Source organism: Bradyrhizobium campsiandrae (assembly GCF_014529705.1).
GTDB classification, from domain to species: Bacteria; Pseudomonadota; Alphaproteobacteria; order Rhizobiales; family Xanthobacteraceae; genus Bradyrhizobium; species Bradyrhizobium campsiandrae.
Genome location: NZ_JAANIH010000022.1, coordinates 43,411 through 66,493, shown reverse-complemented (window position 1 = coordinate 66,493; position 23,083 = coordinate 43,411). Strand labels below are relative to the sequence as shown.

The 23,083-nt window shown below is 64.4% G+C and carries 24 protein-coding genes; 15 read left to right on the top strand and 9 right to left on the bottom strand.

Annotated features, from left to right (window positions below; genetic code table 11):
* Positions 1–3 precede the first annotated feature (3 nt).
* The 12 genes from urtD (at position 4) to G8O24_RS18085 (ending at position 9,877) form a co-directional block, all read left to right on the top strand.
* Positions 4–765 carry an urea ABC transporter ATP-binding protein UrtD gene (urtD, locus tag G8O24_RS18140; RefSeq protein ID WP_188101578.1) on the top strand — a complete coding sequence of 254 codons (762 nt, stop codon included), beginning with the start codon at positions 4–6 and terminating at the stop codon, positions 763–765.
* 3 nt (positions 766–768) lie between these two features.
* Positions 769–1,464, top strand: a complete 696-nt coding sequence (gene urtE, locus G8O24_RS18135) for an urea ABC transporter ATP-binding subunit UrtE (RefSeq protein WP_188101576.1) — start codon at positions 769–771, stop codon at positions 1,462–1,464.
* A gap of 51 nt (positions 1,465–1,515) precedes the next feature.
* The gene (locus G8O24_RS18130) at positions 1,516–2,358 is read left to right on the top strand and encodes an urease accessory protein UreD (RefSeq protein WP_188101575.1); all 843 of its coding nucleotides are present in this window, start codon (positions 1,516–1,518) and stop codon (positions 2,356–2,358) included.
* Between the two features lie 24 nt (positions 2,359–2,382).
* Positions 2,383–2,685, top strand: a complete 303-nt coding sequence (locus G8O24_RS18125) for an urease subunit gamma (RefSeq protein ID WP_007605424.1) — start codon at positions 2,383–2,385, stop codon at positions 2,683–2,685.
* A 9-nt stretch (positions 2,686–2,694) separates the two neighbouring features.
* A complete protein-coding gene (locus G8O24_RS18120) occupies positions 2,695–3,000 on the top strand; it encodes an urease subunit beta (protein WP_092227079.1) in 306 nt (101 codons plus the stop codon).
* Between the two features lie 57 nt (positions 3,001–3,057).
* Positions 3,058–3,597: an HD domain-containing protein gene (locus G8O24_RS18115; RefSeq protein ID WP_188101573.1), complete on the top strand. Its 540-nt coding sequence runs from the start codon at positions 3,058–3,060 to the stop codon at positions 3,595–3,597.
* Positions 3,598–3,631: 34 nt separating this feature from the next.
* A complete protein-coding gene (gene ureC, locus G8O24_RS18110) occupies positions 3,632–5,347 on the top strand; it encodes an urease subunit alpha (RefSeq protein ID WP_188101571.1) in 1,716 nt (571 codons plus the stop codon).
* Positions 5,348–5,475: 128 nt separating this feature from the next.
* Positions 5,476–5,775: a putative quinol monooxygenase gene (locus G8O24_RS18105; RefSeq protein ID WP_007599815.1), complete on the top strand. Its 300-nt coding sequence runs from the start codon at positions 5,476–5,478 to the stop codon at positions 5,773–5,775.
* Between the two features lie 6 nt (positions 5,776–5,781).
* Complete coding sequence (locus G8O24_RS18100; RefSeq protein WP_188101569.1) at positions 5,782–6,417, top strand: urease accessory protein UreE; 636 nt, start codon at positions 5,782–5,784, stop codon at positions 6,415–6,417.
* On the top strand, positions 6,398–7,126 hold the full coding sequence (locus G8O24_RS18095) for an urease accessory protein UreF (RefSeq protein ID WP_188101676.1): 729 nt from the start codon (positions 6,398–6,400) through the stop codon (positions 7,124–7,126). Before G8O24_RS18100 ends, G8O24_RS18095 begins: the two co-directional genes overlap by 20 nt.
* 154 nt (positions 7,127–7,280) lie before the next feature.
* Complete coding sequence (gene ureG, locus G8O24_RS18090; RefSeq protein WP_188101567.1) at positions 7,281–7,904, top strand: urease accessory protein UreG; 624 nt, start codon at positions 7,281–7,283, stop codon at positions 7,902–7,904.
* A gap of 314 nt (positions 7,905–8,218) precedes the next feature.
* Complete coding sequence (locus G8O24_RS18085; RefSeq protein WP_188101565.1) at positions 8,219–9,877, top strand: CHASE domain-containing protein; 1,659 nt, start codon at positions 8,219–8,221, stop codon at positions 9,875–9,877.
* Positions 9,878–9,890: 13 nt separating this feature from the next.
* Here G8O24_RS18085 and G8O24_RS18080 read toward each other — a convergent pair whose 3' ends face one another.
* From G8O24_RS18080 to G8O24_RS18055, 6 genes are all read right to left on the bottom strand, one after another.
* Complete coding sequence (locus G8O24_RS18080) at positions 9,891–10,250, bottom strand: RidA family protein (protein ID WP_188101563.1); 360 nt, start codon at positions 10,248–10,250, stop codon at positions 9,891–9,893.
* Between the two features lie 61 nt (positions 10,251–10,311).
* A complete protein-coding gene (locus tag G8O24_RS18075; protein ID WP_376708082.1) occupies positions 10,312–10,926 on the bottom strand; it encodes a TetR/AcrR family transcriptional regulator in 615 nt (204 codons plus the stop codon).
* Positions 10,927–11,021: 95 nt separating this feature from the next.
* Positions 11,022–12,164 carry an OpgC domain-containing protein gene (locus G8O24_RS18070; protein WP_188101561.1) on the bottom strand — a complete coding sequence of 381 codons (1,143 nt, stop codon included), beginning with the start codon at positions 12,162–12,164 and terminating at the stop codon, positions 11,022–11,024.
* Between the two features lie 189 nt (positions 12,165–12,353).
* Complete coding sequence (locus G8O24_RS18065; protein WP_188101558.1) at positions 12,354–12,806, bottom strand: hypothetical protein; 453 nt, start codon at positions 12,804–12,806, stop codon at positions 12,354–12,356.
* 90 nt (positions 12,807–12,896) lie between these two features.
* The gene (locus G8O24_RS18060) at positions 12,897–13,268 is read right to left on the bottom strand and encodes an ElaB/YgaM/YqjD family protein (protein ID WP_188101556.1); all 372 of its coding nucleotides are present in this window, start codon (positions 13,266–13,268) and stop codon (positions 12,897–12,899) included.
* A gap of 77 nt (positions 13,269–13,345) precedes the next feature.
* Positions 13,346–14,458, bottom strand: a complete 1,113-nt coding sequence (locus tag G8O24_RS18055; protein WP_188101555.1) for an AI-2E family transporter — start codon at positions 14,456–14,458, stop codon at positions 13,346–13,348.
* Between the two features lie 203 nt (positions 14,459–14,661).
* Between G8O24_RS18055 and G8O24_RS18050 the strand changes: the two genes are divergently transcribed.
* Positions 14,662–15,456 (top strand): L,D-transpeptidase, encoded by a 795-nt coding sequence (locus tag G8O24_RS18050; RefSeq protein ID WP_188101553.1) that lies wholly within the window; start codon positions 14,662–14,664, stop codon positions 15,454–15,456.
* A 6-nt stretch (positions 15,457–15,462) separates the two neighbouring features.
* The gene (locus tag G8O24_RS18045) at positions 15,463–16,116 is read left to right on the top strand and encodes a DUF2865 domain-containing protein (RefSeq protein WP_188101551.1); all 654 of its coding nucleotides are present in this window, start codon (positions 15,463–15,465) and stop codon (positions 16,114–16,116) included.
* A 5-nt stretch (positions 16,117–16,121) separates the two neighbouring features.
* Here the strand turns inward: G8O24_RS18045 and G8O24_RS18040 are convergent, their stop codons facing one another.
* Positions 16,122–18,215 carry a methyl-accepting chemotaxis protein gene (locus G8O24_RS18040; RefSeq protein WP_188101549.1) on the bottom strand — a complete coding sequence of 698 codons (2,094 nt, stop codon included), beginning with the start codon at positions 18,213–18,215 and terminating at the stop codon, positions 16,122–16,124.
* Between the two features lie 271 nt (positions 18,216–18,486).
* Here G8O24_RS18040 and G8O24_RS18035 point away from each other — a divergent pair, with 271 nt between their 5' ends.
* The gene (locus G8O24_RS18035) at positions 18,487–18,642 is read left to right on the top strand and encodes a Thivi_2564 family membrane protein (RefSeq protein WP_063694217.1); all 156 of its coding nucleotides are present in this window, start codon (positions 18,487–18,489) and stop codon (positions 18,640–18,642) included.
* A 69-nt stretch (positions 18,643–18,711) separates the two neighbouring features.
* On the opposite strand, the gene G8O24_RS18030 is transcribed toward G8O24_RS18035, so the two are convergent.
* Entirely contained in the window at positions 18,712–20,877 is a 2,166-nt protein-coding gene (locus tag G8O24_RS18030) for a malate synthase G (RefSeq protein WP_188101548.1), read from the bottom strand.
* A 279-nt stretch (positions 20,878–21,156) separates the two neighbouring features.
* The gene (gene cysC, locus G8O24_RS18025) at positions 21,157–23,073 is read right to left on the bottom strand and encodes an adenylyl-sulfate kinase (RefSeq protein WP_188101546.1); all 1,917 of its coding nucleotides are present in this window, start codon (positions 23,071–23,073) and stop codon (positions 21,157–21,159) included.
* Positions 23,074–23,083 lie beyond the last annotated feature (10 nt).

The following is a 23,083-nucleotide window of genomic DNA, read 5'->3' as shown; positions in this document are numbered from 1 at the left end:
GTCATGAACGTCATGGATACCCGCGCGACGTCCGCAATGCTTTACCTCGACGGCGTGCACGTCTCGTTCGACGGCTTTCACGCCATCAATAACCTGTCGCTGGCGCTCGAGCCCGGCGAGATGCGCGCCATCATCGGCCCGAACGGTGCCGGCAAGACCACGATGATGGACATCATCACCGGCAAGACCAAGCCGGATGAAGGCACCGTTCTGTTCGACGGCGTCACGGATCTGACGCGACTGGACGAGACCCGCATCGCCGAGCTCGGCATCGGCCGCAAATTCCAGAAGCCGACGGTGTTCGAGAGCCAGACCGTGCAGGACAATCTGCTGCTTGCGCTCAATGTCGACCACAGCGTCAAGGGCACGTTGTTCTGGCGTGGCAGCAAGGCGGAGTCCGAGCGCATCGACAAGGTGCTGGAGACGATCCGTCTCACCGACGCCCGCAACCGCCTCGCCGGCAGCCTCAGCCACGGCCAGAAGCAATGGCTCGAGATCGGCATGCTGCTGGCGCAGGATCCAAAACTGCTCCTCGTCGACGAACCTGTCGCCGGCATGACCGACGTCGAGACGCATCTCACCGCTGAGCTCTTGAAAGAGATCAACAAGACCCACACCATCATGGTGGTCGAGCACGACATGACGTTCGTGCGCGAGCTCGGGGTCAAGGTCACCTGCCTGCATGAAGGCACCGTCCTCGCTGAGGGAACCATCGACCAGGTCTCATCCAACGAGCGGGTCATCGAAGTGTATCTGGGGCGCTGAGCGATGCTTGAGGTCAAGGACATCAACTTGTTCTACGGGGCTGCACAGGCCCTGCGCGGCGTCTCGATCGCGGCCGAACCGGGCAAGGTGACCTGCGTGCTCGGACGCAACGGCGTCGGCAAGACCTCGCTGCTGCGCGCCATGGTCGGGCAATATCCGATCTCCTCGGGCGCAATCGTGTTCGACGGCAGCGACATCACCGGCCTCAAGCCGTATGAACGGGCGCGGAAGGGCATCGGCTTCGTGCCACAAGGGCGCGAGATCTTTCCGCTGCTTACAGTCGAGGAAAACCTCAAGACCGGCTTCGGCCCGCTCAAGCGCCAGGACAAGAACATTCCTGATGACGTATTCTCGCTGTTTCCGGTGCTGCAATCCATGCTCGGCCGGCGCGGCGGCGACCTCTCCGGCGGCCAGCAGCAGCAGCTTGCGATCGGGCGCGCGCTGGTGATGCGGCCAAAACTGCTGCTGCTCGACGAGCCGACCGAAGGTATCCAGCCCTCGATCATCAAGGATATCGGTCGCGCCATCTCCTACTTGCGCAATCTCGGCAACATCGCCATCGTGCTGGTCGAACAATATCTCGACTTTGCCTGTGAACTCGGCGACAGTTTTGCGGTGATGGATCGCGGCGCGGTGAAGTTCACTTGCGACCGCTCCAATCTCGATCCAAGCGAGATCAGCCGCCAGATGGCGCTGTAAGCAGAAGATCGTAGGCCTGGACATCCTGCCGCGGCCGGCTGGGGGAGACGGATGCGCAGCGACGCCTTGGTGACATCTTTGGCGACATCTTCGGTGTTCGAAGCCAATCGTGCCCGCGGTGCGGTGCGGTTCGACGTGCACGCCCGCGACGGCGTGACGCGGCGCGGCGCCCTGCATGAATCCGGCTCGCTCCGTGTGCGCTTTCCCTCGCCGGAGGACGACGGCCTGTCCGGCGTGTTCGTCAACACGGCCGGCGGCGTCGCCGGCGGCGATCGTTTCGATATCGAGATCTCGGCCACAGATGCTGCGCGTTTGACGCTGACGACGGCGGCCGCGGAAAAGGTCTACCGGGCGCCGGGGGCGGCGGCGCAGCTCAATATTTCCTTGAGGGCCGCCGCCGGCGCGCATCTCGGCTGGCTCCCGCAGGAGACGATCCTGTTCGACCGGGCGCGTGTCCATCGCCGCTTCGATATCGTGCTCGATGAGGCCGCATCGCTGCTGCTTTGCGAAATTGTCGTATTTGGCCGCACCGCCATGGGCGAGCGGATGGAGCAGGGCGAATTCGTCGATCGCTGGCGGCTCTCCCGTGGCAGCAGGCTGGTCTTCGCCGAGACCGTCAGGCTCGACGGCCATATCGGTGCAAAATTGAAGCGGTCGGCCGTCGCCAAGGGCGGTGCTGCGATCGGCACGGCGCTGATCGTGCCCGGTGACGAGGGCCTGGTCGAACGCATCCGCGAGGCCTCGGATTCTTTCGCCGGCGAGGTCGGGATTTCAGCCTGGAATGGCTTTGCAATGGCGCGGTTCTGTGCCCAAGATGCTGCGCATTTGCGTGCCGACATGATGGCTGTGCTGGCGCGCACTGGCGCCGCGCTGCCCCGGCTGTGGCTCAATTGATGTGTTGAACGGAAGAGATTTCGCATGAACCTGTCTCCCCGCGAAAAGGACAAGCTTCTGATCTCGATGGCGGCCATCGTCGCGCGCCGCAGGCTGGATCGCGGCGTCAAGCTCAACCATCCAGAGGCGATCGCCATCATCTCCGATTTCATCCTCGAGGGTGCACGCGACGGCCGCACTGTCGCCGAACTGATGCAGTCAGGCGCGCAGGTGCTGACCCGCGACCAGGTGATGCCCGGCATCCCCGAGATGATCCACGACATCCAGGTCGAGGCGACATTCCCTGACGGCACCAAGCTCGTCACCGTGCACGAGCCGATCAGGTAGGAGAGCGACATGATCCCCGGCGAACTCTTCATCCAGGACGGCGAGATCGAACTCAATGCCGGCCGCAAGACCGTGACGTTGACGGTGGCCAATACCGGCGACCGGCCGATCCAGGTCGGCTCGCACTACCATTTCTTCGAGACCAATCCCGCGCTGAAATTCGACCGCAAGAAGTCTCGAGGCATGCGCCTTGACATCGCCGCCGGTACCGCCGTCCGCTTCGAACCCGGCCAGACCCGCGACGTGCAGCTGGTCGCGCTGGCGGGGAAGAAGACGATTTACGGGTTTCGGGGCGACGTGATGGGGAAGCTGTGATCCCTAGGGAACGATGCATGCGACGGCAGGGTTGAGAGCGAAACGGAGGATACCGCCATGCTCTCACCGATACGTCTTGTCTCCGAGGCTGCCGAGCTCGCTGCACGCCGTCACAACGGCATGGCGCGCAAGGGGCGCGGCAATGAGCCCTATATCAATCATCTCGCCGAGGTCGCCAACCTGCTCGCCAACGCGACTGATGGCGCCGACGCCGAGCTGGTTGCGGCAGGCTGGCTCCACGACACGATCGAGGACACCGACACCACGCGCGCGGAGCTTGCGCAGACATTCTCCGAGCGCGTCGCGTCCCTGGTCGTCGAATGCACCGACGACATGAGCCTGCAGAAGGCCGAGCGGCGGCGGAAGCAGATCGACGACGCTCCGCACAAATCCCCCGGCGCAAAGCTGATCAAGATCGCCGACAAGATCAGCAATATCGGCGCGCGCATTCTGTCTGCTCCGTCGACCGAAGAGCGCGACGACCTCGCCGACTACAGCGGCTGGGCCGAGCAGGTCGTCGCGGGGTGCCGCGGCGGCAATGCGTGGCTCGATACGAAATTCGACGATGCTGTGAAAGCGGCGAGGGCTTTGCTGTGAACAGCCAACAGTTCAATCGCAAACGGGGCTTGTGATGTCCGTCAAAATAAAGCGTTCCATCTATGCCGACATGTTCGGCCCGACCACCGGCGACAGGGTGCGGCTCGCCGACACCGACCTCATCATCGAGGTCGAGAAGGATTTCACCACCTATGGCGAGGAGGTGAAGTTCGGCGGAGGCAAGGTGATCCGCGACGGCATGGGACAGTCGCAGGTCACCAACCAGCAGGGCGCCGCCGACACCGTCATCACCAATGCGCTGATCGTCGACCACTGGGGCATCGTGAAGGCCGACGTCGCGATCAAGGACGGCATGATTTCGGCGATCGGCAAGGCCGGCAATCCCGACATCCAGCCGGGCGTGACCATCATCATCGGCCCGGGCACCGACGTGATCGCGGGCGAGGGGAAAATCCTCACCGCCGGCGGCTTCGACAGCCACATCCACTTCATCTGTCCGCAGCAGATCGAGCACGCGCTAATGAGCGGCGTCACCTCGATGCTCGGTGGCGGCACCGGTCCTTCCCACGGCACCTTTGCCACCACCTGCACGCCGGGGCCGTGGCACATGGGACGGATGATCCAGTCGTTCGATGCCTTCCCGGTCAATCTCGGCATATCGGGCAAGGGCAACGCCTCGCGCCCGGCTGCGCTGATCGAGATGATCAAGGCCGGCGCCTGTGCGCTGAAGCTGCACGAGGACTGGGGCACGACGCCGGCTGCGATCGACAACTGCCTGTCGGTGGCCGATGACCACGACATCCAGGTCATGCTGCATTCCGACACGCTGAACGAATCCGGCTTCGTCGAGGACACCATCAAGGCGTTCAAGGGCCGCACCATCCACGCCTTCCACACCGAAGGCGCCGGCGGTGGTCACGCCCCCGACATCATCAAGGTCGCAGGGCTGAAGAACGTGCTGCCGTCCTCGACCAATCCGACGCGTCCCTTCACGCGCAACACCATCGACGAGCATCTGGACATGCTGATGGTGTGCCACCACCTCGATCCCTCGATTGCGGAGGATCTGGCGTTCGCCGAAAGCCGCATCCGCAAGGAAACCATCGCGGCCGAGGACATCCTGCACGATCTCGGCGCGCTCTCGATGATGTCTTCGGACTCGCAGGCGATGGGCCGCCTCGGCGAGGTCATCATCCGGACCTGGCAGACCGCCGACAAGATGAAGAAGCAGCGCGGGTCACTGCCGCAGGACAAGGGCAAGGACAACGACAATTTCCGCGTCAAGCGCTACATCGCCAAGTACACGATCAACCCTGCGATCGCGCATGGCGTGTCGAAGCTGATCGGCTCGGTGGAGAAGGGCAAGCTCGCCGATCTCGTGCTGTGGTCGCCGGCCTTCTTCGGCGTCAAGCCTGATTGCATCGTCAAGGGCGGCACCATCGTCGCCGCGCCCATGGGTGACCCCAACGCCTCGATCCCGACGCCGCAGCCGGTGCATTACCAGCCGATGTTCGGCGCCTTCGGCAGGGCCCGGACGGCCTCCTCGGTGGTGTTCACCTCGAAGGCGGCCATCACCGGCGGCCTCGCGCGAAAGCTCGGCATCGAGAAGAAGCTCTACGCGGTGCAGAACACCCGCAGCAAGATCTCCAAGAAGAGCATGATCCACAACGACGCCACGCCCAATATCGAGGTCGATCCGGAGACCTATGAAGTGCGCGCCGATGGCGAACTGCTCACCTGCCCCCCTGCCGAGGTGCTGCCGATGGCGCAGCGATATTTCATGTACTGAAAATAGCGCCTAAACGCATGTGCCCGGGACATATCGGGAGCGGCTTTTCCGGTTTTGCGTTCGATCCCGGCTGGTCTAATGTCCGGCCGCTATCAAACCCCAGAGAAGAAAAGCCGGGAGGATTTCTCGTGATCTACGTCGTTGCTACCCTGACCATCAAGCCCGAGACGCGTGCCGAATTCATTGCAGCCGCCACGGCCTGCATCAAGGAGACACGGAAGGAGCCCGGCAACATCGCCTACGATCTGCATGAGAGCGTCACCGATCCTGCCAAGATGGTGTTCGTGGAGCAATGGGAGAACGCCGAGGCGCTGGTGCCGCATCGCGCCATGGAGCACATGAAGACGTTCGGCCGCGTCGCGGTAAAATGCTTCACGGCGCCGCCGAAGATCGAGGTCATCACGCCCGAGAAGGTCGAGACGAGGTAACGGCGCATGATCCGGGCAACGCAGGTTAGGGGACAGCACCGCTTCACGGAGACACCGGCCGATACGGTCGTGCTCGATTTCGACGATCGGCACCGCCGCCGGATGGCGATGACGGGGACGCGGGGCCTCGAATTCCTGCTCGACCTGGAGAACGCCGTCGCGCTGCGCGGCGGCGATGCGCTGGTGCTGGAGGATGGAAGGCTGGTCGAGGTGGTCGCCGCGCCCGAGCCGCTCCTGGAGATCCGCGGCCGCGACCCGCATCATCTGATCCGGGTGGCCTGGCACCTCGGCAACCGCCATCTGCCGACGCAGCTCATGGCCAAAGCCTTGCGCATTCGCCGCGACCACGTCATCGAGGCGATGGTGACGGGGCTCGGCGCGCGGGTGGTCGAGATCGACGCGCCGTTCGATCCCGAAGGCGGAGCCTATGCCGAGGCCGGGCATGCGCATGGCCATGACGACCATGCACATCACGATCACGGCCATCATGATCATAGCCATCACCATGATCATCACGGCCACGAGCATCACCATGATCACGCCGCGCATGACCATGGCCATGATCACCACCATCACCACGACGAACATTGCGACCATCCCGATCATCACCACGGCCACACGCATGCTCATGACCACAAATGAGCAGGTCAGCGCCGCCGACCTTGCCGAGCGCGAGGCCGCGGCGCTGTACCGGCTGATGACGTGGCTGTCGCCGGCATTTCCCGTCGGTGGCTTCTCCTATTCCAGCGGCATCGAATGGGCGGTCGAGGCGGGCGATATCGTCGACGTCGCGACGCTCGCCGACTGGCTCGATGCCATGCTGAGCGACGGCTCCGGCTTTTGTGATGCGACGTTTCTGGTGCAGGCCTACCGCGCTGCCGAGGCCGGCGACGACGCGTCGCTGGGTGAGGTTGCCGAACTCGCGAGCGCCTTCGTGCCGTCGCGCGAGCGGCAGCTCGAGACGACCTCGCAGGGCCGCGCCTTTATCGACATCACCCGTGCCGCGTGGGATGCGGATGGCCTCGATGCCATGGTTGCGGCATGCCGGACCCCATTGGTCTATCCTGTTGCTGTCGCCGTCGTCGCCGCAATGCACGGGGTACCGCCGGCGCCGACGCTGCACGCCTTCCTGCATGCGCTGGTCTCGAACTGGATTTCGGCGGCGAGCCGGCTCGTTCCGCTCGGCCAGACCGACAGCCAGCGCGTGCTGGTGAAGTTGGAAGCCGCCGTCGCCACAACCGCCGATCGGGCGCTGAACGCGACGCTGGACGATCTTGGCAGCGCGACCTTCCGCGCCGATCTCGCCAGCCTCAGGCACGAGACGCAATATACGCGGCTGTTCCGGTCATGAGGTACGATGCCGCCCAATCGTCGTCCCGGCGAAGGCCGGGACCCATAACCACGAATCTTCGTGGCTATGAAAGGATGTGGCTACAGCCCGTCTCAACGATTGAGTTCGGTGGCTATGGGTCCCGGCCTTCGCCGGGACGACACTAGGAGAGAGCATGTCGAAATCTCACGGCCCCTTGCGTGTCGGCGTCGGCGGCCCGGTCGGATCGGGCAAGACCGCGCTGATGGACCTGCTCTGCAAGACCATGCGCGAACGCTACGACATCGCCGCGATCACCAACGACATCTACACCAAATGGGATGCGGAATTCCTCGTGCGTTCCGGCTCGCTGACGCCGGACCGCATCGCAGGCGTCGAGACCGGCGGCTGCCCGCACACCGCGATCCGCGAGGATGCCTCGATGAATCTGGCCGCGGTTGCCGACATGCGCGCCAAGTTTCCCGGGCTCGACCTGGTGCTGATCGAATCCGGCGGCGACAATCTCGCTGCCACTTTTTCCCCGGAGCTTGCCGACCTCACCATCTACGTGATCGACGTCGCGGCCGGTGACAAGATCCCGTCCAAGGGCGGCCCCGGCATCACCCGCTCCGACCTCCTCGTCATCAACAAGATCGACCTTGCGCCGCATGTCGGGGCGTCGCTCGAGAAGATGGACACCGACGCCAAACGCATGCGCGGCGAGCGCCCCTTCGTCATGACCAACCTGAAGAAGAGCGAGGGGCTCGACCGCATCGTCGGCTTCATCGAAACCAAGGGTGGGCTGAAACGCGCGGGTTGATGCGGACAGGACACGGGGCGCGGCGACATGGCGCAGGCATTTCCCGCCGTTAACATCTGAGGCAGCGCGGCGTCGGCGGAACAAAATTCGGACACGGCGATTAACCACCTCCGGTGCCCCGGGGCAATGCCGTTTTCAGCCACATGATCGGCCGGGCGGATTAAGCTTTTTGGGCGACCCAAGTTGCGTACAGATGCCTCCTCCGTCATTATCCCCGCCACTGGGGTCCACCCCGTTTCGGCACATGGCCGTTCGAGCGGCGTTGATATGCTCCGTGTTTATTGCCGACCTCCTGCTTTCGCCTGAGTAGTCGCGTGGTCCGGCTGGGTTTCATCATCGGCTTTATCGCTCTGCTCGGAGCCTTGCTCTCGGGGCTGGCGGCCTATCGCGTCCACGACCAGGAGCTGGCGCTGGATCGGATCGCGCTGGCGCGTGCGATCGACGTTCATGCGAGCCTGGTGCAGGACAGATCGACCGAGCGCGAGCTGCTGGCGCGTGTCGCCTCAGGCCTGTTCCGCGCGCCGTCGGTGCTGAAGCCGAACATGTTGGAGCCGCTGCGCTCGGCCATCTACGCCTTCAAGACCGACTTCGTGGTGGCCGGCTGGGTCGCGCGGTTGCAGCCGAACGAAGTCGCGGCGGCACAGACCGCCATTGCGGCGGCCGGCTTCCCGAAGCCGCAGATCCGCGACTACGGCGACAAGCCGATAGACCCCGCAAGCCTGACCCATCCGATCGACGTGCTGATGGACCTCGAGCCGCGTAGCGAAGAGACCAAGGCGCTGCCGGGCCGCAGCTACGACAACGACCCGGTTCGCAACGCGATGCTGGCGCGCGCCAGGGCGGAGAAGCGGTCGGTGGCCTCCGACCCGGTGCCGCTCCTTCGCGGAAACGGACCGATCGGCGTCATCGTCGCGGCCCCTGTTATCCCTGAAGGCGCGACCGAGCCGGCCGGCTTCGTCACGTTTTCCTACGAGCTCGCCTCGCTGATGCTGACCAACGACGACCTCTCGTTGTTCTCGGTCGCGCTGAAGGATCCGCGCAAGGAGGGCAGCGAGCTGGTCGCCAACGACCAGGGCGTCGTCTCCACCCGCATGACGTCGCCGGACGGCCCGGCCCCGTCGGCGACGCGCACTGTGAGCTTCGGCGGTCGCGACTGGCAGCTCGGCTATTACGCCAAGTCCAACTCGGCGCGGCGCGCCGAGCAGACCGCGATCATCGTGGCGGCGATCGGCTTTGCGATCACCGCGATGGTGTGCGGCCTGTTCGGCTACGTCGCCTACAACAACCTCAGGCTCAGCCGCGAGATCCAGGTGCGGATCGGATTCGAGCGGCGACTGACCGCCGTCATCGACGAGCTCAACCATCGGGTCAAGAACATCCTCGCGGTGATCCAGTCGATCGTGACCCGCACGCTGCGCCATGGCTCCGACATCGACGTCGCGCGCGAGCTCCTGATCGGCCGGATCCATGCCATGTCGAACGTGGTGTCGCTGCTCAGCGAGAGCCAGTGGCAGGGCGTCAAGTTGAAGGGCCTGTTCGAAGCGCGTGCCATTCCGCATGCCGATCGCATCGCCGTCAGCGGGCCGGATATCGCCGTCAGCGCGCGTGCCGCGCAGAGCTTGTCGCTGCTGTTCTTCGAGCTTGCCTCGCATTCGGACGAAGGCCTGTCGCTGGTCGGCAAGCATCCGCACATCACCGCAAACTGGACGGTGACGGGCGAAGCGGGTGAGGAGCTCTTCCAGTTCCGCTGGGAGGAGTTCAACACCAGCGAGGCGACGCGCCGGCCGGATTCGGATTTTGGCCTGATCCTGCTCGACCGCGTCGCGCCCGAAGCGCTCGGTGGCACCGCCAAGCGCTATTTCACCGAGGTCTCCTATGTCTACGAGCTGATCGCGCCGATGGAGACGGTGGTCGACATGACCGAACGCGACCGCACGGACAAGATCTCGGCGCCGGTGCGGCCGGCGAAATAACCCGGCGTGGGGCTCAGGTCGATGTCGGCCGAGCCGCGATGGCGGTCATCTCGAGTTTGACGCCTGGGCCGAGATCGGCCACGCCGACGGCGGCACGCGCAGGCAGATGTGCTTCTGCGAAGTAGGCCTTCCAGGCCGCATTGAGCGCGGCCTTCTCGCTCAGGTCAGTCATGAAGATGGTCACCTGCAGAACGTTGGCCATGTCGGATCCGAGAGTCTTCAGGAGTTGCGACAATTGGCCAAGCACATCGTTCGCTTGGCCGGACATGTCGCGACTGGTGTCCTCGGGGACAATTCCGCCGATATAGAGCACACCTGCATGCTCGACCACTTCGTGGAGCAAGCCTTCGTAGGGCAAGATGCGTTTGATCATGATGAGACGGATGCTCCTGTGGGACCCGAAATGAAATTTCCGCGCATTCGGCGCGCCTGCTTTAGCCCTTTGGCCGCAGCACCAGGTCGACCAGGCTGCGCGCATAGGCCGGCGTGATCGGCGCGATGCCGAACACGTAGCGATAGAACAGGCTGCCATAGATGGCGTCGTAGAGATCCTCCGCCGGGGCGTCGGCCTGGATGCTGCCGTCGCGCTGGCCGCTCGCGATCATCTCCACCAGCGCGTCGCGGCGAAATTGCAGGTAGCGGGCATAGAACAGTTCGGCCGAGCCGGTTTTGGAGATGCATTCGGAGATGACGGCAAGCTGCACCTTGCCGAACTCGCCTTGCAGGGCTTCGGCATAGGCGGCGGCATGGCGGCGTGCGCGCGCCGCTTGTGTGCCCGCGCTCGTGGGAGGGAGCGGCAGCATTTGCGCGGCGTGGTGGAGAAAGGCATCGATCAGCAACGCCTCCCGCGACGGCCACCATTTGTAGATCGTCATCTTGGAGACGTTGGAGTGTCGCGCGACCGCGTCGATCGTGGTCGCGGCAAGGCCGGTCGCGGCCATCAGCGTATAGGCGCTTTCCAGAATGGCATGGGTGGTCTCGACCGAGCGCGGCCGGCCGCGCCGGGGTGCGCCCGCGGCTGCATCAGACGTGCCTTTCGCTATGACCAAGCCGGTCTCCTTGCGCAGAGGCCGCCATTGCTTCGTGACCGCCGCCTCGTTCCGCTTAGCGTAGCGGCGGCCGCCAGCCTAGCGAAATCGCGCGACTAGGCCCGCTGCCGTAGGACCGCCGGCTCGTCCTGCCGCTTCGACCAGGAGATATAATAGGCCACTGCGGTCATCGCCGCGAATCCGGCAAGGCTTACCCCGATCTGCATCACGACCAGATTGGCGCCCGTGATCAGGATGAGATGTCCGGCGAAGGACAGGAATACGCCGATGCAGAACACGGCGAGCCATTCCTCGCCGCATTTGATCACCATCTGGAGCGGCTTCAATTGCAGCCCCGGATGGCCGGCAGGGATGAGATGGGTTGCGATCAAGGCGAGCGCGAGGAAATGCAGCACGCGATAGGGTGCGAGGTTTTCCTTGTCGGTTGGCGAGAAACCGTTGAGTACGATGTCAGGCAGGTAGGCGGACAGGGCCGGCGAATGGCGCATCAAGGTGATGGCCAGCGCCGAGACGAGATAGGCGCCCGCGAGCGCGCGAAGCCAGGACAGGTTGCGCAAGGCGCGACCTGCGATGCCGGTAACCGCAAACCAGCCCCCCAGCACCATCAGCATCTGCCAGCAGAGCGGATTGAACGTCCATTCCTGGTCGGGATAAACGTGAAAATTCCAGCCGAACCAGCGCGCCGCGAGATAGAGCGCGATCGAGGCGGCCAGCGTCAGGTTCGGGTGTCGTAGCAGACCCCATAAGGCGAACGGGAAGAACGCCATCAGCGGAATCATCAGCTGCAGGAGGTCGAGGTTGAGCGGCTGTTCCTGCAGCACCAATCCCTGGACCAGGATGCGCAGCGGATGCTCCAGGATTCCGGAAATGTTGTATTCCTCGATGATATCAGGCGCCATCGATTGCGAGGCGACATAGGCGATGGCGTCGATATAGATCACGAACAGCACGACATAGGCGGCATAGAGCCGCCACACGCGGCGGAAGACACGGGTCGCCGCGACGACATAGCCGCGCTCCAGCGCCATCCTGCCGTAAATGACGGCGACGCCATAGCCCACCACGAACACGAACAGGTCGGCTGCGCCGCTGAAGCCGAAATTGCGCAGCGTCAGCAGATTGACGACATTGTTCGGGATGTGGTCGACGAATATCGACCAATTGGCAATGCCGAGCGTCAGATAGAGCCTGGCGTCGTGTTGAAATGCGGCAAGGTTCGCCTTGACGGACGGTTTCATTACGGAAAATGACTTCTGGAATCAGGGGCGATGCTTTTAGCGGCAACCGCCTGCCTATCCGAGTAGCGATTACGTGAGAAGGGCGAATTGGCCGCGGCTGGCGAAAAATTGCGCAGAATCGGGCCATCCAATTCCGACCAGCCGGCTCTGGTCGGCCGGCAACGCAACTTTCTTAATGCGGCCTCGACCTCACTCCGCTGGCTCGGCCGAAGTCTCATCCACAGCGCCGGCGCGGCTTGCGAGGATGCCGAGTGCGACGCCGCCGATGGCCAGGATCGGCAACAGCCGCTTGACGCCGATGGCGCGGACGATCTGCAACCCGGTTGCGAGCAGCATGGGATCGGCGAGCATGCTGGGGGCCGCCTTCGCGGCGCGCTCCGCGGCGATGCGCGCGCGCGTCCGCATCTCCCGCTTATAACCCCAATAGCTCCCTGCGGCGGCGAGCGTCAGCAGGAAGAAAATGCCGGCGCCCGCGAGGCAGGCCTGCACCGGTCCGTATTTTTGCAGCACCGAGATGAAGGCCGCCGCGCAAAGGAAGCATGTCGTGATGAACAGCGCGAACGCCGCACCGGCCGCCAGCGACGTCAGCCGGACTGTCGTGCCCGTCGATGCGCTGATGCTGTCGATGATACGCTGAAACACGGTCTTGCTCCTCAGATCTCAACACGCGAATTCGTCGCCGCAACGGTCACGGCGCTGGTGGCGTCGTGACCCTCAAGACCGTTCCACACCTTAGCGGCGCCAGGCGAAGCCGATCAGGAAGCCAATGCCGAGCGCGACGCCGACGGTCGCGAGCGGCCGCTGCGTGATGGCGTCTTCCAGCGTCTCCTCGATCGACCCGTAGGCATTCTGGGCCGCATCCATCATAGCGCCGCCCCGCTCGGAGAAGTCGTCGAGCGTCGAATCCATGTTGTCGCGCGCCTGCTTGTAGCCACGCCGGGCCTGCTTGCCCGTGGCATTGGCGAAGGTGTTAAGCGCGTCGGTGATCTGGTCGGTGAGGGCGGCGATATCGCTTTTCACGGCTGCTACATCCTTCTCGAGACGTTCTGCGGTGGCTTTGTCGGTCCAGTCTCTCATCCTGGCTTCGGCGTCGGTCATGGACATCAGAGCTCCGAAGTGTTCGGCGGTTTACCTGGGCGGAGAACGTTTCGTGGCGACGGAAGTTCCGACGTGGAAACCGGTCATTCCTGCGGAAGCTGCGGCGAATTCTCCGGCAGAAGGTGCTCCTTCAGGATGAGCCCGACGATCAGCAGCGGAGACGACAGGAAGGCGCCCATGGGTCCCCACAGCCAGGTCCAGAAGGCCAGCGCGATGAATACGGCAAGCGCGTTCAGCGCCAGCCTGCGGCCGATGATGGTCGGCGTGACGAAGTGGCCTTCCATGAACGTAATGCCGCCGAAGGCCAGTGCCGCCATCAGCCCGGCACCGAGTGTCGGAAAAGCGACCAGCCCGACGACGACCAGAATGACGAACATCGCGACCGGCCCGATGATGGGGATGAAGTTCAACGTTGCCGCGAGGGCGCCGAGGCCGGCTGGATTGGGCATGCCCGTGATGGCGCAAACGAGGCCGGCGGCAATGCCGACGCCGATATTGATGACGGTCACCATTAGCAGATAATTGCCGAGATGGACCTCGATCTCGTTCAGGATCCGCAACGTGCGCAGCCGCGCGTCACGCTCGCCGAACGTCATGATGAGAGCGCGCCGCAGGTCGCGCCAGCTCGCGATGAACAGGATCAGGGTCGCGAAAAACAGCAGGAATTCGGCAAAGGTCGGCGACAGGAATTCCAGCGTCGGTTGCACCCACTCGACCTTGGGGAGTTGCAGGCTTGGCAGCTGCTCCGAGCCGCCGACCATGATTTGAAGCTCCCGCCACAGCGCGAGAGGGCGGTCGAAGACGTGCATCTTGTCCTTGAGCTGCCCGGCCAGCTCCGGCAGGCGTGAGCTCCAGGCCATCACCGGGGAAGCAATGAGGGCGAAGACGAACGCGACGACCGCGCTTACCGCGACCACGATGAGCACCGCCCCGACGGCGCGCGGCACCCGCCGCTTTTCCAGGAAGGTCGCGGCCGGCGACAGCATGGTGCCGGCGACGACGGCCATCACCACCGGTAGGAAGAAGGCTTTGGCGACATACAATACGGCGACGATCGCGATCAGGAGCAGGCCGGCGAGTGCAAAGGCAACGAACTCGGTGCGCCGGATCACCGGGGGCAGTTCGACAGGACTGTCGGGAAGCGGGGTGCCCTGGTCGGGGCCGGACATCAGTCGTTCGCCGGGAAGGACGCGCACAATATTTCTCCCGCACGGAAGCTTTCCGCGCGCCCATTGATGACGGGAAAACGCGCGCGCGAGGTCGAGGTTCCATCGCGGTTTCGTGAAGTTGTGGTCGCTTGACTGTGACCCAGTTGCCTCGCCGCGCCGCGGAACTTGAGTCGGTATCGCTGCGTTGACGGGGCAGCAGCATCACCCAGATGCATCCAACGGGGCGTCACATGACAAAGTTATCGGCCGTCCGTCGCAGCTTCTCGCCGCGCGTCGCCAGCGCTTGTGCATTCGCGGCCGCTTTGCTCGCGGCACCGTGCGCGGTTCAGGCACAGACGCTTGGCTATGCGCCAATCCAGGCGCAGGCCTATCAGCAGGACCCGACCTATTCGCAGGGCTACATCAGCGAAGCGCCGCAGACGGCCGACGAGGATGCGGTGCTGCCGGATCGCCTCCGCCGACAGATCGTCAGCTTCGACCGCAACGAGCCGGCCGGCACCATCGTCATCGATACCGCCAATACCTATCTCTATTATGTGCTCGGTAACGGGCGTGCCATGCGTTACGGCGTCGGCGTCGGCCGTGAGGGATTTACCTGGTCGGGCGTGCAGAGCATCAGCCGCAAGGCGGAATGGCCGGATTGGCATCCGCCGGCGGAGATGATCGCGCGCCAACCCTATCTGCCGCGCTTCGTCGCTGGTGGGCCCGGGAATCCCTTGGGCGCCCGCGCGATGTATCTCGGCTCCAGCGAGTATCGCATCCATGGCACCAACGATCCGACCACGATCGGCAAGTTCGTCTCGTCCGGCTGCATCCGCCTCACCAATGAGGACGTGACCGACCTGTTCAACCGCGTCAGCATCGGCGCCAAGGTCGTGGTGCTGCCGAAGAACGCACCGCTGATGGCGCGTGGCGGCGACAGGGGCAGTGATAGCTGGCGCAAGCGGCCTGCGGTGACGACGCTGCCCTCGGGGCGCCAGGCGCTGAACATCCCGGCATCGTCGACAGGCGAGCGAGTTGAGTGAGGTCCCATGATGAGACGTTCCATCAGCAGACTGGCTTGCGGGGCGGCCGCGTTCGCCGCGATCGCTTCGCTCGGCCTGGCGCTGACGCCTTCGGCGCATGCGGAGGATTTCTTCTCGGCGCTGTTCGGCGGCTTCCGCATGCGGCCGCCGCCGGAGATCCGCGTTCCATTCCCGAATGACGACATGCCGCGCTACGAGGCGCCGCGTCAACGCGCGTCCTATGGCGGCGGCACGGCCTATTGCGTGCGTGGCTGTGACGGCCGCTACTTCCCGGCCCAGGGCGCGGATGCCGAGAGCAAGGCGCAGTCCTGCAAGAGCTTCTGCCCGGCGTCGGAGACCTCGCTGGTCTATGGCAGCAACATCGATGACGCCACCACCGACCGCGGAAAGTCCTATTCCGAGCTGCCTAACGCCTTCCGCTATCGCAACGAGATCGTGTCCGGCTGTACCTGCAACGGCAAGGACCCGGTCGGCCTTGCGTCGGTCAAGGCCGAGGACGATCCAACCTTGCGCAAGGGCGATATCGTTGCCGGTAGCGACGGCCTCGTCGTCGCCAATCGCAACGCCAACGATCGCCGGGGTATCGCGATGAATTTCTCGCCATTGCCGGGGTCCATGCGCGCCAAATTCCGTCAGCTGCCGGTCGTGGCCAAGGAGTAGAACGCTTACGCCGCGCGGATCTTGCCGAGGAAATCGGTGACCTCGTGGCCGAGCTGGTTGCTCTGGGTCTCGAGCATTTCTGACGCGCCTCTCACGTTGTCGGCAGCGGCGGCAGCGGCGTCCGCATCCGCCTTCACCCCGGTGATGTTGTCCGAGACGTTCTTGGTGCCCTGTGCCGCATATTGCGTGCTGCGCGTGATTTCCTGCGTGGCTGCGCCCTGCTCCTGCACGGCGGCGGCGATTGCGGTTGCGACCTCGTTGACCTCGCCGATGATGCCGCCGATCGCTTGGATCGCGTTGATTGCGTCGCCGGCGACCTTCTGGATGTCGGCGATCTGCTCCGAGATTTCCTCGGTCGCCTTTGCGGTCTGGCTCGCCAGGGATTTCACCTCGGAGGCAACGACCGCGAAGCCGCGCCCTGCTTCGCCGGCGCGGGCGGCTTCAATCGTGGCATTGAGCGCGAGCAGATTGGTCTGCGCCGCGATCGTGTTGATCAGGCCGACGACCTCGCCGATGCGACCGGCGGATTGCGCCAGGCCCTGGACGGTGCCGTCGGTCTCGCGTGCCTGGTTGACGGCACGGCTGGCGATGCCTGCGGCATGCGCGGCCTGCTGGCTGATGTCATTGATCGAGGCCGAGAGCTCTTCCGCAGCCGCCGCGACGCTGTCGACGCTCATCGAGGCGTCATTGGAGGCCTTGCCGGCGACCTGGACGCGCTCGTTGGTCTGGCGCGACACGGCAGAAAGATCGCCCGAGGTCTTGCGCATCCGGCCCGACGCATCGTTGAGTTCGCCAAGGGTCTTGCGCACCGCGCTCTCGAACTCCCCGACATAGGCCTCGACCGCACGCTGGCGCGCGGCAGCGCCTGCATTGCGCTCCCGCTCCTGCTCTTCAATCCTGAGCTTTTCGCTGGCCTGCTGCTTGAAGGTCTCGAGCGCGCCGGCAAGCGCGCCAATCTCGTCCTTGCGATCGAGATAGCCGCTATCGACGGCGAGATCGCCGCCGGCGACCTTGAGCATCGCGTCACGGATGGTGTTGAGCGGGGTGATGACGCGGCGGCTGACCAGCACGTTCGCGCCGACGGCGAGGCCGATGGCCAAAGTCAGCAGCACGAGCTGCGTGATCAGTGCGCGTTGTGCGGCGGAGCGCTGCTCCAGCGTATGGGCCTTGGCGGAGTCGAGCGCAGCTTCAGCCACCGCGACCGCGCTCGCCATGCGGCCGACCGTGATCGGGCTCCACTGGTTCGCCGTCATCTCGGCCTTCTCGCCCTTGACCAACGCGTCCGCGAGGCGATCACGCAAGGCCAGATATTGCGGCTCGAAATAGGCGGTCTTGGCCGCGGCCATGGCGGACGAGAGCGCCGACGGCAATTGCATGCCGGAGGTCGACAATTCCAGCGCCTTCCACATCGCGGCTGTGCCGCCGACATATTGGGTATAGTTGTAGCGGCCCTCCGGCGTGATCTTGCCGGCCGCAAGTCCGGTCGAGACGATCAGCGAAGCCTCTCCGGCCGTGTTGCGGAGCAGCCAGGCATTCTGTTTGATCGACAGCAACTGGTCGATCTCGGCGTCCTGGTGGTTGACGGTGGCGGCCAACGTGTTCGAGAGATTGTCGAGCACGTCGAGCAGGCCCTGCGTCGTCTCCATGTATTCCTTGCTCAGGCCCGCGCGGCGCTGCTCCCTTGGCTTGGCCACGTTCTCCCAAAATTCCTTCTGCTCCTCGATCAGCAGCTTGTTGAGGCGCGCGAGCTCCGGCACCAGCGTGCCGGATTGTGGGAAGTCCATGTCGGGCAGCAGCACCAGCGCCCGTGCCATTGCCGGCATCTGCGCATCACGCAGCGCGCGGAGATATTTCTCGATCTCGGTGTCCATCGGCTCGGTCGCGTTCAGGAGCCGCGAGGTGGTCGAGCGATCGGTGCGCAGATTGTGCATCGCCTTGAACAGATCGGCGGAGGCGTCGGCGATCTGCGAGATACGGCTCGCGGTCCTGAGGCGATCCCACGACTCCCAGGCGGTGAGCGAAAGTGCGATCACCACGCAGATCGACGTGATCGCGATCACTGCCTTCAGCAGTGCAGACACGGTCAGGCGATTGAGCATCGAAGTCCCCCAATTCCCACTATCAGCGTGCGTCGAGAACCCCGGACAAAATCGAAAAACAGGGGCGCGACAGCATCGACAATTACATTCCGCTCGCGGCACAATCCGGACGGTTTCGACATCTGAAATGAAAAGGGTAAAATTTTAGGCAGGCGGCCTACCGGTAGAATTACGCATTTACTAGAAGTTGCAAAGGGTTGCGCGCGCGGAACCGGCGCGCGAGACGGGCGTTAGGACCTCGTTAGCAATTTGCCTGAAGGGGGCCCTCGCGATGCTGGTCGGCGTACTCGTCACCTTTCTCGTCATCATCCTCGTGCTCTATCTCATCAACATGCTGCCGATGGACGGCCGCGCCAAGCAGATCGCGCGCGTCATCGTCATCATCATCGGCATCGTGTCGCTGCTGAAATATCTCGCGGTGTTCTAGCGGGCCATCCGATCTCCAACAAAAAAGCCCCGGCTTGCGCCGGGGCTTTTGGTGTTCGAACAATCGGTCTCAACCCAGCGCCTTGGCCTCGCGGCGGCGCGCGGTGAGGATGTATTCGGTATAGCCGTTCGGCTGCTCGCGTCCCCTGAAGATGAGGTCGCAGGCCGCCTTGAAGGCGACGCCGTCGAAGGCGGGCGCCATCGGCTTGTAGATGGCATCGCCGGCGTTCTGCTTGTCGACGACGACGGCCATGCGCTTGAGCGATTCCATCACCTGCGCTTCGGTGATGACGCCCTGGTGCAGCCAGTTGGCGAGATGCTGGCTGGAGATGCGCAAGGTCGCGCGGTCTTCCATCAGGCCGACATCGTGGATATCAGGCACCTTGGAGCAGCCGACGCCCTGGTCGATCCAGCGCACGACATAACCCAGAATGCCCTGGCAGTTGTTGTCGATCTCCTGCTTGACATCATCGGGCGCCCAGTTCGACTTCGACACCGGAATGGTGAGGATGTCGGAAAGCTTCGCGCGGGGCCCGCCCTTGGTCAGCTCCTGCTGGCGCGCAATGACGTTGACCTGGTGATAGTGCAGCGCGTGCAAGGTCGCGGCGGTCGGCGAGGGGACCCAGGCGGTGGTGGCGCCGGCCTGCGGATGCGCGAGCTTCTGCGCCAGCATGTCCGCCATCTTGTCGGGGGCAGCCCACATGCCCTTGCCGATCTGGGCATGGCCGGGCAGACCGTCTATCAGGCCCATGTCGACGTTCCAGTCTTCGTAAGCCTTGATCCAGGCCTGCGCCTTCATCTCGTTCTTGCGGATCATGGGACCGGCTTCCATCGAGGTGTGGATCTCGTCGCCGGTGCGGTCGAGGAAGCCGGTGTTGATGAACATGATGCGCTTGGAGGCGCGCTGGATGCAGGCCTTGAGGTTGACGGTGGTGCGCCGCTCCTCGTCCATGATGCCGACCTTGAGCGTGTTCTCGGGCAGGCCCAGCATCTTCTCGACGCGGTCGAAGATCTCGCAAGTGAACGAGACCTCGTCCGGGCCGTGCATCTTCGGCTTGACGATATAGGCAGAGCCGGTGCGGCTGTTCTTGACCTTGGAGTTGCCTTTCAAATCATGAATGGCAAGAAGTCCGGAGACGGCGGCATCGAGCAGGCCCTCCGGCACTTCCTCGCCGCTCTCGTCCAGCACTGCGTCCGTGAACATGTGGTGACCGCAATTGCGCATCAACAGCAGGCTGCGGCCGTGCAGCTTGACCTCGCCCTTGCCGTCGGGCGTCTTGTAGCTGCGGTCGGCGTTGAGCGAGCGGGTCAGCGTCTTGCCGCCCTTCTCGAAATCAGCCGACAGCGTGCCGTTCATCAGGCCGAGCGTGTTGCGATAGACCAGCACCTTGTCCTCGGCATCGACCGCGGCGACCGAGTCTTCCATGTCGAGGATGGTGGAGACCGCGGCTTCCATCACCATGTCGGCGACACCGGCCGGATCGTCCTTGCCGATCGCGCTGTTGCGGTTGATCGTGACTTCGATATGCAGGCCGTTGTTGACCAGCAGCACGGCCGAAGGCGCAGCCGCATCGCCCTGGAAGCCGGCGAACTGTGCGGCGTTTTTCAGCGCGGTGGCGTTGCCGCTCTTCAGCTTCACCGCGAGCTGGCCCGCGACCACGCTGTAGGCGGTGACGTCGGTGTGGCTGCCGGTCGCGAGCGGCGCGGCGGTATCGAGGAAGGCCTTGGCCTTGGCGATCACCTTGTCGCCGCGGGCCTTGTTGTAACCCTTGCCGCTCTCCGTGGGATCATGCGGGATCGCGTCGGTGCCGTAGAAGGCGTCATAGAGCGAGCCCCAGCGCGCATTCGCCGCGTTCAGGGCGTAGCGCGCGTTGGTGAGCGGCACGACCAGTTGCGGGCCGCAGATCTTGCCGATCTCTTCGTCGACATTGGCGGTCTCGACCGTCTGCGTCGCGGGTTCGGGGACGAGATAGCCGATCTCCTTCAGGAAGGCGGTGTAGGCGTCCAGGTCGAACGGCTTGCCCTTGTGGGCGCGGTGCCAGTCGTCGATCTTGGCCTGGAGCTGATCACGGAAGGCGAGCAGCGACCGGTTCTTCGGCCCCAACTCCTTGATGATGGCGGCTACGCCTGCCCAGAACGCATCCGGCGCGATCCCGGTTTTCGGGGCGGCTTCCTTCGCGATGAAATCGAAAAGGACGGGGGCGATCTTCAATCCGTGGGCATCGACGCGTTTCATGATGGTCTTTCTTGTTGGAAATGGCTGTTTTTGGCTGCTTTTGACCCGACCGCAGCAAAATGCGCCCACGCGGGGCAGCTTTCGGGACCTAATTAGCCCCAAAATCGGGGCGGTGAGAAGACCCCCAGGGGTTTGTCAAAATGTCAAGGAAAGATGGGCAGGGTGGTATCCGGAAGGCGCCCTTGGCGTCCGTTGCTAATGCAATAGGCGAGATCTCAATCCCCGTCGTCCTGGCTTTCGCCAGGACGACACCGATGATGTGGTGCGATAGTTGGCGCCTCAAATATTTGCGGCGAGGTCCACGACTTCGTCGAACAGCACGCCTGATGATTTCAGCATCTGCTCGATCTCGTCCGTCGCCTCGGTCACGGTCCGCGTCGACGTGTCGATCACGAGTTCGGCCGCCTGCGGCGCCTCGTAGTCGTCGCCGATGCCAGTGAACGACGCGAGCGCGCCGGCACGGGCCTTCTTGTAGTGACCCTTGGGATCGCGCTCCTCGCACACCTCGGCCGGCGTCGCGACGTGAATCTCGCGGAATGCGGTATCGGCGATGCGGCGGGCGGTGGCGCGATCCTCGCGCGCAGGCGAGACGGCGGCGACGATGGCGATATGGCCGTTGCGGGCGAGATGCGTCGCGACCTCGGCAAGCCTGCGGATGTTCTCGCTGCGGTCGGCGGCGGAGAAGCCGAGATCGCTGTTGAGGCCTGCGCGCAGCGTGTCGCCGTCGAGCAGGATCGGCGAGCCGCCATTGGTGAACAGACGCCGCTCCAACGCCTTCGCCAGCGTCGACTTGCCGGAGGCGGGCAGGCCGGTGAGCCAGACCACGGCGCCGTTGTGGCGATAGCGCGCGGAGCGCTCGTCGGCGCGCAGCGCCGATTCCACCGGCACGATATCGACAGGCACGGCGCGCTGGCCGGCATCCACCGACAGCACGAGGCCGCCGCCGGCGATGCGCCCGGACACCTCGATCACCAGGCGGCCGGTGCGCGGATTCTCGGTGTAGGGATCGGTCGCAATCGGATTGGACAGGGAGATGTCGATCTCGCCGACATGATTGCGGCCGATCGCCTTGTTCTCGCTGCTGGAGAGCTCGCCCGGGTCGACCGCCTTTTCGATGGCGACGACGGTGGCGCGGCTTTCTTTCGGTCCGCAACGCACCAAGAGCTGATCGCCCTTGGCGAGCGGCTTGTCGTGCAGCCAGAAGATGCGCGCGCGTAAGCGCCGCGTCTCGCGCGGGGCGGTGCTCGCATGCGCGATGATGTCGCCGCGCTCGATGAACAGTTCGCGGTCGAGCGTGATGCCGACCGAGCGGCCGGCGCCCTGACGGCCGGTGACCGGCGTCACAGGCCAGCTCTCGACCGATTTGATCTTGGCGATCTTGCCGGCCGGCATGATCACGATCTCGTCGCCGGCAATGAGGCTGCCGGATTCGATGCGGCCCGCGACGATGCGGCGGTCGTCGAACTTGTAGATCGCCTGCACCGGCAGACGCAGCGCCAGCGCTTCCAGCGGCCGCGCCGGCTCGAGCCGATCGAGCGCCTCGACCACGGTCGGGCCCTTGTACCAGCCGATCCGGTCGGTGCGCTCGGCGACGCCGTCGCCGTCGCGCGCGGAGATCGGAATCACGGCCGTCGGCGTCACGCCAAGCCCGTTGAGATGGGCGGAAATCTCGTCGCTGATCTCCTTGAAGCGATCGGCGCTGAAATTCACGCGATCCATCTTGTTGACGACCACGGCAACCTGCTTCACGCCGAGCAGATGCAGGAGATAGCCGTGACGACGGGTCTGGTCGCGCACGCCTTCCAGCGCGTCGATGATCAGCACGGCACCGTCGGCCTGCGAGGCGCCGGTGATCATATTGCGCAGAAATTCGGCATGGCCGGGCGCGTCGATCAACACGATGTCGCGCGAATTGGTGCGGAAACGGATCTGCGTGGTGTCGATGGTGATGCCCTGGTCGCGCTCGGTCTGCAACGCGTCGAGCAGGAACGACCATTCGAACGGCATGCCGCGCCGCGCGCTGACGGCTTTCAACATTTCGAGCTTGCCGTCGGGCAGGCTGCCTGTCTCATGCAGGAGGCGGCCGACCAGCGTCGACTTGCCGTGATCGACATGGCCGACGATGACGATGCGAACCTGCGGTCGCGTGGTGCCGTTCGGCGTGGCGGGCGAGGTGGGGGTGACGAGCATGTTCATGACCGCGATG